We start from the raw sequence: 7,891 nt of genomic DNA, 5'->3' as shown, positions 1-7,891 counted from the left end.
TTACACCGCACCCCCTTGTGCATTTCCTCCATGATGTCATCTTGAAGTTGAACATGTTTATCTTTAATATTTAGTAAGTCTGCGATATAATTCATATGAGCCAAGTGAATTCTCCTTTTAGTAATGTATGGTAACTTTATTATATAGGAATTCACTGGCTTTTGTGTACATACAAAAAAAGGTGTCAGTGAGATTTCTCTCACCAACACCAAAAATTCAAGAACCCTTTTTATTATCTCGCTTTTAAAGCACGGTCAATATCACGTTTCATTTGTTGTTCTTTTAATGAATGACGTTTGTCATATCGGTTTTTACCTTTGGCTAAACCAATAAGAACTTTTGCTCTCCCTCTAACAATATATACTTTTAAAGGTATAATTGTTAGTCGATTTTGTTTGACTTCACGTTCTAATTTTTCAATTTCTTTTTTGTGAAGTAATAACTTCCGATTTCTCAACGGATCATGATTGAATATATTCCCTTGTTCATAAGGGCTTATATGAACATTTTTAAGGAAAGCTTCGCCTTGACGGATTGAAACGAACCCATCTTTCAAGTTAATCTTCCCTTGTCGGATCGATTTAATTTCAGTTCCTTGTAATACTAGTCCCGCTTCGACGGTTTCGAGTATCGTAAAGTCATGCCGTGCTTTTCTATTCTGTGCTAATGGTTTGTCTTGCTGTTTCGCCATAGTCATCCCTCGTTTACATCAAAGGCTATTTTTTCCGTTTTCTAATTTGGAATTTCTTGCCTTTTTTATTATTCCCTTTAGACGATTGTTTCGCAACTTGTTTAAAGGATTGTCTATTGTTACTTTGTCTTTTAGGTTTGCGACTTTTTTTCTCGCTTCGATTCTTATTCTCACTAATGACATGTTCTAAGTCTTTGTTATCCGTTGGGTACGTTTCAATGAGTTTGAAATCAATCTCGCGGTCTTCAATACTTACACGTTCAACTTCAATTAAGACTCTTTGACCAATGCGGTACACGTTGTTTGTGTTCTCGCCAATGAGAATTAAGTGTTGTTGATCATAACGGTAATAATCATCTTTTAATTCTTGCAATGAAATTAATCCTTCAACCGTGTTATCTAATTGAATGAACATTCCAAATGACGTCACTGAACTCACAGTTCCTTCAAATTGTTCTCCAACTTTATCTAACATATCTTCAGCTTTCTTCAATGCATCTGTTTCACGCTCAGCTTCAACCGCACGACGTTCCATCTTAGATGAATGATCTGCGATATCTGTTAATTTTTGTGCAATATTTCTCTTTTGCTCTGATGTTGGCGTTGCTTCTAGATACTTATGAATTAAACGGTGAACCATTAAGTCTGGATAACGTCTAATCGGTGAAGTAAAGTGAGTATAATCTTTTGCAGCTAAACCGTAATGACCGAATGGCTCATCCGTATAGCGTGCTTGTTGCATACTTCTTAACATCATCATCGATACAACTTCTTCATAAGGTGTATCCGATAATTCATCCAAAGCTTCTTGTAATTGTTTTGGTTTAATTGATTCAGCACGACCTCTTAAGACCACACCAAAAGCGGTAATAAATTCCGCAAAGCGTTGCATACGTTCTTCATCTGGTTGCTCGTGGACACGGTAAATCATTGGCCAGTCTTTCTCAGTATATGTTCTTGCGATTGTTTCATTTGCTGCTAACATAAATGACTCGATTAATCTTTCTCCGACCCCTCTTTGGCGGTGAACGATATCTATAGGTTTCCCGTCTTCATCAACGATAATTTGCGCTTCAGGTGTTTCAAAGCTTAACGCTCCACGGTTTTGACGCATACCTTCCAGAATAAAGTGTAATTCACTCATCTGATCAAGCATTTCAGAAATTTCATGATACTCTTTTCTTAAATCTTCATCACCAGCTAGAATGGCATTCACATCTGTATAAGTCATTCGGTATGAAGAATTGATCACACTTAGGAAGATATCTTGATCAACGACGCGACCATTTGAATCAATGGTCATCTCACAAGATACAGTTAAACGGTCTTCATTCGGTAATAGCGAACAAATCCCATTCGATAATCTTTGTGGAAGCATTGGAACCACTCTATCTGTTAAGTAGACAGATGTCCCTCTTGCTAAAGCTTCGGAATCAATCGGTGAATTCTCAGTCACGTAATGAGAAACATCCGCAATATGCACACCTAAACGGTAGTGACCATTATCAAGTTTTTCTAATGAAATCGCATCATCTAAGTCTTTTGCGTCTGCCCCATCAATTGTAATAATCAATTCATCTCTTAAGTCACGACGACCTTCAATATCTTTTGGATCGATATCTTGTTCAATCGCTTGTGCTTCTTCTAAGACTTGTTCTGGGAATTCTGATGGAATATTGAATTGGTACAAGATAGCTAGAATATCTACACCTGGCGCATCTTTATGACCAATTTCTTTCGCTACTAGACCAGTTAGATTATTTGGCTTATCCATCGTTGGATATTCTTTAATCTTTACAATCACAATCGAATGATTCACTGGTTTCAAGCCGTCTGGTAGAACTTCAACTTTCAATTCATCGCTGAATTTCCCTTGAGGAATTACAAAGCCTAAAAAGCCTGTTGAATCGCGCATTTCTTTGTCATAGGCGACAAATTCTCCCACAATTTGTGTTGATGCTCTTTCAACAATGTTATCTACACGAGCTTCAGACCCTTTTCCTGTCGATGGATTGACGTGTTTAATAATCGTTGCTTCAACCGTATCGCCATCCATGGCATTCCCTACTTTTCCAGGTGGTACGAATAAATCCGGTTGTTCAGGATCGTAATCGATAAAGCCAAATCCACGGTCATTCCCACGGAAAGTTCCGACAGCCGTTTCTTTTTTAGTGCTTTTCGCTTTAAAACGGCCTGTGTCTGTTACTTCTAATTCATTAATTCGCTCTAAAAATGCTAGAGCTTTGACTAATTTTTTGAAATTTTTACTTCCCTGATAATTAAAATGTTGGGCGATTTCATTTGTTTGATAATTCCTATCGGGATTCTGTTGTAAGAATTCTAAAATTCGTTGTTCTAATTTTGATAAACTCATAGTGCCCTCCTTCTGTACAATATTTATTGTACGACTATTTAAATCTTGTTATAAAGTCGAAAAGTGCTGCTTCAAAATCTTTACGATTTCGATTCACCGTAATCACGTGCGTGTTTTCTGGGAACCAATTGAAGTCCACTTTCGCGTTTACTAACACACTTTGTAATTTTTCTGCATCGTCTTCATTGATCATCTCATCCTTACCTGATTGTGCGATAAAAAATGGTTGTTCGATATTTTCAAGTTGACCTTGGAATTCGCTCTTGAAAGCTTCAAGTTGCTTCATTTGATCTCTATGCTTAACGAGGATGCCATCGATCTCTTGATTATAATTTTCTTCAGATGAAAAGCGTTTAAATATCGCTTTAACATAAGAAATAAAAAGCACTTCTACATCAATCGGGTTCCCAGTATATACAGGTGAGTTAAATACGCCCCCACCTTGAACGTCAAGTTTTGGCTGTGTCATTAACCATGTCGCAAAAATACCACCCAATGACAAGCCAAAGACAAGTATTCTATCATACTCACCTTGCATCGCTTCAACCGCATCAAGGGCTTGTTGCTTCCATGTAGTAATATCTGCATCCAAAATATCGTTCACATCTTTTGTGGCATGCCCTTCAAATTTTGGACATAATACGCCGTAACCGCTACGATTTAGCTCTCTCGCTAATAGATTTACATCATTTGGTGATCCGGTATAGGCGTGGAATAATATGATTCCAGTCTCTTTGTTCTCACCTTCATAATACTTTGCATCTTTTATTTCGTTTAATTTCAAGTATGAACCCTCCCAAAAACTTTATAAACAAAGTTTACATGATATTGACTAATAGTTAAACTAATTAGATTAAAAAAAGAACAAGCCCATATAGCAATCCATCAAGCACGAATTACTTTGAACATTGTTCTGATTAATTAATATAAAACTTATTTACTTGATAAATAAGCCAATGTAATTGTTAAGACAAAGAATAAAATTCCTAAAATAGTTGTTGCACGAATTAAGAAAACTTCAAATCCTCTTGCACGTGTCTTCGGTTGTCCGTCATCGCCCCCACCGAGCATACTTGCTGCATTACTCTTAGATGGTTGCATAACAACAAAAATAATCATTAAAATTGCTACAATAATCAAAGCTGTAAGTAAAACTTGATACAAAGGTCTTACCTCCTCTATAAAATATCCATTACTCATAATATCATTTATTATATATATTATCAATTAATGTTCCTGCTAATAATCATTATACTGTAAATCCTAATTAACAATCAACCGCAATCTGACGAAATTATCATCACCCATGCGACTTTCTTTGACACAGCAAATTCAAACATGATAAATTATGAGTATTGATAAAGAATGGAGTAATCAAATGCAAAATGAAGAGAACATACTAGCGGTCAGTCGCTACTTTAAAATACTAAGTGATTATAATCGCTTATCAATTCTTTACTTACTCAAAGAACAGAAACGTTCAGTCTCTCAGATTGTTGAAGCCTTGCATTTAGAGCAATCAGCGGTATCACACCAATTAAAAATATTAAGAGACTCACGCTTAGTCAAAGCGGAACGACAAGGTAAATCAATGATTTATGAATTAGATGATGATCATGTCTTCACTATCCTTCATCAAATTGTTGATCACGTCCAAGAAAACGAATAAGTCTAGCTAATTGAAAGGAAATGATTCATGTGTCAAAGCAATGGTTAGAATGGGCAAAAGAATTGCAAGCCCTTGCCCAAACCGGTCTTCACTACACAAAAGATGTCTATGATAAAGAACGATTCCAGAGAATCCGCGAGATGAGTTGGCAAATGCTCGCAACCTTAAACGATAGCGACATGAATGAGATCAAAGCATTATTCCACATTGAAGACGGCTACCAAACACCCAAAGTCGATACACGAGCGGGTTGTTTGGAAAGAGGATAAGATCCTTTTAGTCCAAGAGAATGACGGTCGTTGGGCCCTTCCTGGTGGTTGGATGGACATTACAGAAACCGTCTCATCTAATGCCGAAAAAGAATTGTTCGAAGAAGCTGGTGTGGTTGGAAAAGCAGACCGAATTATTGCCATCCATGACCATCACCGCCATAACGCTGTGAATCAAATTTTTACTATTATTAAAATTTTCGTAGAATGTCACTATATTAACGGTGAATTCAAACTAAACAGTGAAACAATCGGCATGGACTTTTTCGATATGGACCATTTACCAACGTTAAATGACGGCAAAACAACTTATGAACAAATAGAACTATGCTGGCGTGCACATAAAGATGAGTCATTTAAAATTGAATTCGATTAAAAAATGCCTTCTTGCCTCAGCAAGAAGGTTTTATTTATTATTGGGGTATATCAACGTAATGTGGGACACCTTTTTGGAATACAACTAATTGATTCACATCATGATTTCTCAATTTGTTAAAAGCTTCTTCAAACCCTAACTGATAATCTCCGGCCACATGCGCATCAGAACTTACTGTGAACATGTCTCCCCCAACACTTTTATATAAATCAATCGCATAGTCATAAAGATGGTCGTTGTCATAACGATACATACTTCGAGTATTTAATTCTAATGCTTGTTCATTTGACACCATGGTTTCAAAGATTTGAAGAAGTAAGTCCTCACTATCATGTAAATCTTCAACCTTCACTGCATCGTAGCCTCTCAGCCCAAAATCAAAATGCGCTAAAACATTCGCATATGGAGCGTTTCTAACGGCTTCCAGCATCAAACCGAAGTATTCCTCTAGATGTGTCTTCAAGTCCTTCACATCGTGGTTTAAGGTCATAAAACCATGTCTTCCGTTATGATGGATACTGAGTAATTTAATATCGTAGTCTTTTCCTTCTAAAAACTGCTCAATCTTATCACGATCGGCATATGTAAAACCAATCTCAATTCCTCGAAGTAGACGATTATTAAATTCTTGGTTCAACTCCGCAATCTTCTTCGAATAACCTTCGTAATCTGGAATCACATCATCATGCGACTGATTCGGACTATAAAAATCAATATGCTCTGTCGTTACAACAGGCAATTCACTTTGAGATAAATAATTCTCAAATTCCTCTTTCGAATCGGGAGAAAAATATGTGTGTAAGTGTTGATCGTAATATTGCATAATAGCTCCTTTTCATCTGAATATACTATAATACGGTTTAAACAAATCCTCCTTAATTATATCGAAAATACGCAACACTTCAAAATTCTTGCACTGTATTTGAGAGCTAAAAATAGCATAATAAAAAAGCCGCTAGCCTTAACTAGCGACTTGAGATTCATTAAGCTTCTTTATTATTCACAAAGTAATCTCTTAATAAGAGGGCAGCTCCAACTAGTCCTACAATAGCAATCATAATATATGTGCTATAACTTGTTCTAGTTTCACCTGTATTCGGTAATGTTGGTGCTGTATTTTCCTCATCTTCATCAGGAACTTGAGTCGATGTTGTACGCACTCCGTATTCCTGAACTAAGACTTGACTTAATGCTTCTAAATTCTCTTCACCGTTCTGTAACCAAACGGTATACTCTTCCCATAATAATTCTTGGTCAGATACACGTTCATTCAATGAAGCTTCTTCTAGATTATAACGGTTGATTAATTCTCCACGAATGTAAGCAATCGTATCTTCGAATACTTCAGGATAATCACGTAATGCCCAGTTATAAGCAGTACTTGGGTCTCCACCTTCTTCATTAATTTGCTCTGTATATGAAATCCAAGTTGTTGCCGGAATCGCTTCGAATTGGTCTGGTGTAATTGGTGTTGACTCAATCATCACCGTTCTAATTCTTTCAAGTTCAGTTTCTCCAGGTGTCTCTTCGTCATCTTGAATAACATCATGTTCCTCAATTAGACGTTGTGCTAATGTTTCAAAGTCTTCGGTGTTACCTGCTTCCACCCATACCGAATATTCTAACCACAGTAAGTCAATATCTGATACTGAGTTTAAAGACTCCTCATTTAAATTATAATCTGAAACTAATGTTCCACGAATATAAGCAATGGTATCTTCAAACACTTCTGGATAATCTTCGACAGCCCAATTATAAATGGTACTTGGGTCTCCACCACCTTCATTCACTCGATCTGAATACTCTAACCAGCTAGTTGCTGGAATGGCTTCAAATTGGTCATCTGTTAAAGGTGTAGAAGCTAACATTGTTTCTTTCAATGCTTCTACTCGTTCATTATCTTCTTGGTTATACTCTACTCCGTGTTCTTCCACTAAAGCATCAGCAAGTGCCGATAGATCTTCTTGACCGCCTGCAGCCATCCAAATTTGATATTCTAACCATAATAAATCTCGATCACTTACAGTATTTAAACTTTCTCCATCAAGATTATAGTTTTCAACCATTGCTATACGGAAATTTATCGCTTCTGGTTCAAATACTTCTGGATAATCTTCGATGGCCCAGTCATAAACTGCACTTGGGTCTCCTCCTTGATTATTACCTTGTTCAACATAAGCCAACCACGCATCTTCAGAGATTTGCGCAAATTGATTTTCTGTTATAGGAGTTGCATCTATCATTGATTGTTTAATTGCTTCGATATCACTTGCATTTGTTTCACTTGAAGCTTGCGCTTCTACAAGTGCTAAGTTACTTGCTAAACCGTCATTTGGTGCCAAAGGAGCAACATTTGCCAGTGCAGCAAGGGACAGAATTGCGAGAAGTTTTTTATTGAATTTTGTATTGATTTTCATTTTTTATATCCTCCTTAAAAGTAGATATACATTTTCTTACTTCTCTACTATCTCTAGTATGCATGACAAGTATGACTATTTTATGAAGGATTACT

Annotated in this window: 9 protein-coding genes; 3 read left to right on the top strand and 6 right to left on the bottom strand. The window is 36.5% G+C overall.

The genetic code is table 11. The features are described 5' to 3' along the window. Positions 1–232 precede the first annotated feature (232 nt). The 4 genes from smpB to secG form a co-directional block, all read right to left on the bottom strand. Positions 233–691, bottom strand: coding sequence for an SsrA-binding protein SmpB (gene smpB / locus ACEN31_RS04455; protein WP_407108756.1), 459 nt, complete (start codon positions 689–691; stop codon positions 233–235). A gap of 25 nt (positions 692–716) precedes the next feature. Beyond that, entirely contained in the window at positions 717–3,065 is a 2,349-nt protein-coding gene (rnr, locus tag ACEN31_RS04450; RefSeq protein ID WP_407108755.1) for a ribonuclease R, read from the bottom strand. 34 nt (positions 3,066–3,099) lie between these two features. Beyond that, a complete protein-coding gene (locus ACEN31_RS04445) occupies positions 3,100–3,849 on the bottom strand; it encodes an alpha/beta hydrolase (protein ID WP_407108754.1) in 750 nt (249 codons plus the stop codon). Between the two features lie 149 nt (positions 3,850–3,998). Continuing rightward, a complete protein-coding gene (gene secG, locus ACEN31_RS04440; protein WP_138405485.1) occupies positions 3,999–4,229 on the bottom strand; it encodes a preprotein translocase subunit SecG in 231 nt (76 codons plus the stop codon). A 214-nt stretch (positions 4,230–4,443) separates the two neighbouring features. On the opposite strand from secG, the gene ACEN31_RS04435 reads away from it, so the two are divergent. Genes ACEN31_RS04435 through ACEN31_RS04425 form a run of 3 tightly spaced genes read left to right on the top strand, consistent with a single transcriptional unit; the run spans position 4,444 to position 5,379 of the window. Continuing rightward, positions 4,444–4,734 carry a helix-turn-helix transcriptional regulator gene (locus tag ACEN31_RS04435; RefSeq protein ID WP_197104493.1) on the top strand — a complete coding sequence of 97 codons (291 nt, stop codon included), beginning with the start codon at positions 4,444–4,446 and terminating at the stop codon, positions 4,732–4,734. Between the two features lie 29 nt (positions 4,735–4,763). Then, on the top strand, positions 4,764–5,003 hold the full coding sequence (locus ACEN31_RS04430) for an NUDIX hydrolase N-terminal domain-containing protein (RefSeq protein WP_407108753.1): 240 nt from the start codon (positions 4,764–4,766) through the stop codon (positions 5,001–5,003). Next, a complete protein-coding gene (locus tag ACEN31_RS04425; RefSeq protein ID WP_407108752.1) occupies positions 4,918–5,379 on the top strand; it encodes an NUDIX domain-containing protein in 462 nt (153 codons plus the stop codon). Before ACEN31_RS04430 ends, ACEN31_RS04425 begins: the two co-directional genes overlap by 86 nt. 37 nt (positions 5,380–5,416) lie before the next feature. On the opposite strand, the gene ACEN31_RS04420 is transcribed toward ACEN31_RS04425, so the two are convergent. Beyond that, positions 5,417–6,202: a PHP domain-containing protein gene (locus ACEN31_RS04420; protein WP_407108751.1), complete on the bottom strand. Its 786-nt coding sequence runs from the start codon at positions 6,200–6,202 to the stop codon at positions 5,417–5,419. Between the two features lie 160 nt (positions 6,203–6,362). Next, entirely contained in the window at positions 6,363–7,796 is a 1,434-nt protein-coding gene (locus tag ACEN31_RS04415; RefSeq protein ID WP_407108750.1) for an LPXTG cell wall anchor domain-containing protein, read from the bottom strand. Positions 7,797–7,891 lie beyond the last annotated feature (95 nt).

The organism is Ruoffia sp. FAM 26255 (genome assembly GCF_045528525.1).
GTDB lineage: Bacteria > Bacillota > Bacilli > Lactobacillales > Aerococcaceae > Ruoffia > Ruoffia tabacinasalis.
This window is presented reverse-complemented; position numbering and strand designations above follow the sequence as displayed.

Excerpts from the sequence above, each read along its gene's own strand:
- smpB (WP_407108756.1), bottom strand. The coding sequence starts at position 691 with ATGGCGAAACAGCAAGACAAACCATTAGCACAGAATAGAAAAGCACGG.
- rnr (WP_407108755.1), bottom strand. The coding sequence starts at position 3,065 with ATGAGTTTATCAAAATTAGAACAACGAATTTTAGAATTCTTACAACAG.
- ACEN31_RS04435 (WP_197104493.1), top strand. The coding sequence starts at position 4,444 with ATGCAAAATGAAGAGAACATACTAGCGGTCAGTCGCTACTTTAAAATA.
- ACEN31_RS04425 (WP_407108752.1), top strand. The coding sequence starts at position 4,918 with ATGAGATCAAAGCATTATTCCACATTGAAGACGGCTACCAAACACCCA.
- ACEN31_RS04420 (WP_407108751.1), bottom strand. The coding sequence starts at position 6,202 with ATGCAATATTACGATCAACACTTACACACATATTTTTCTCCCGATTCG.
- ACEN31_RS04415 (WP_407108750.1), bottom strand. The coding sequence starts at position 7,796 with ATGAAAATCAATACAAAATTCAATAAAAAACTTCTCGCAATTCTGTCC.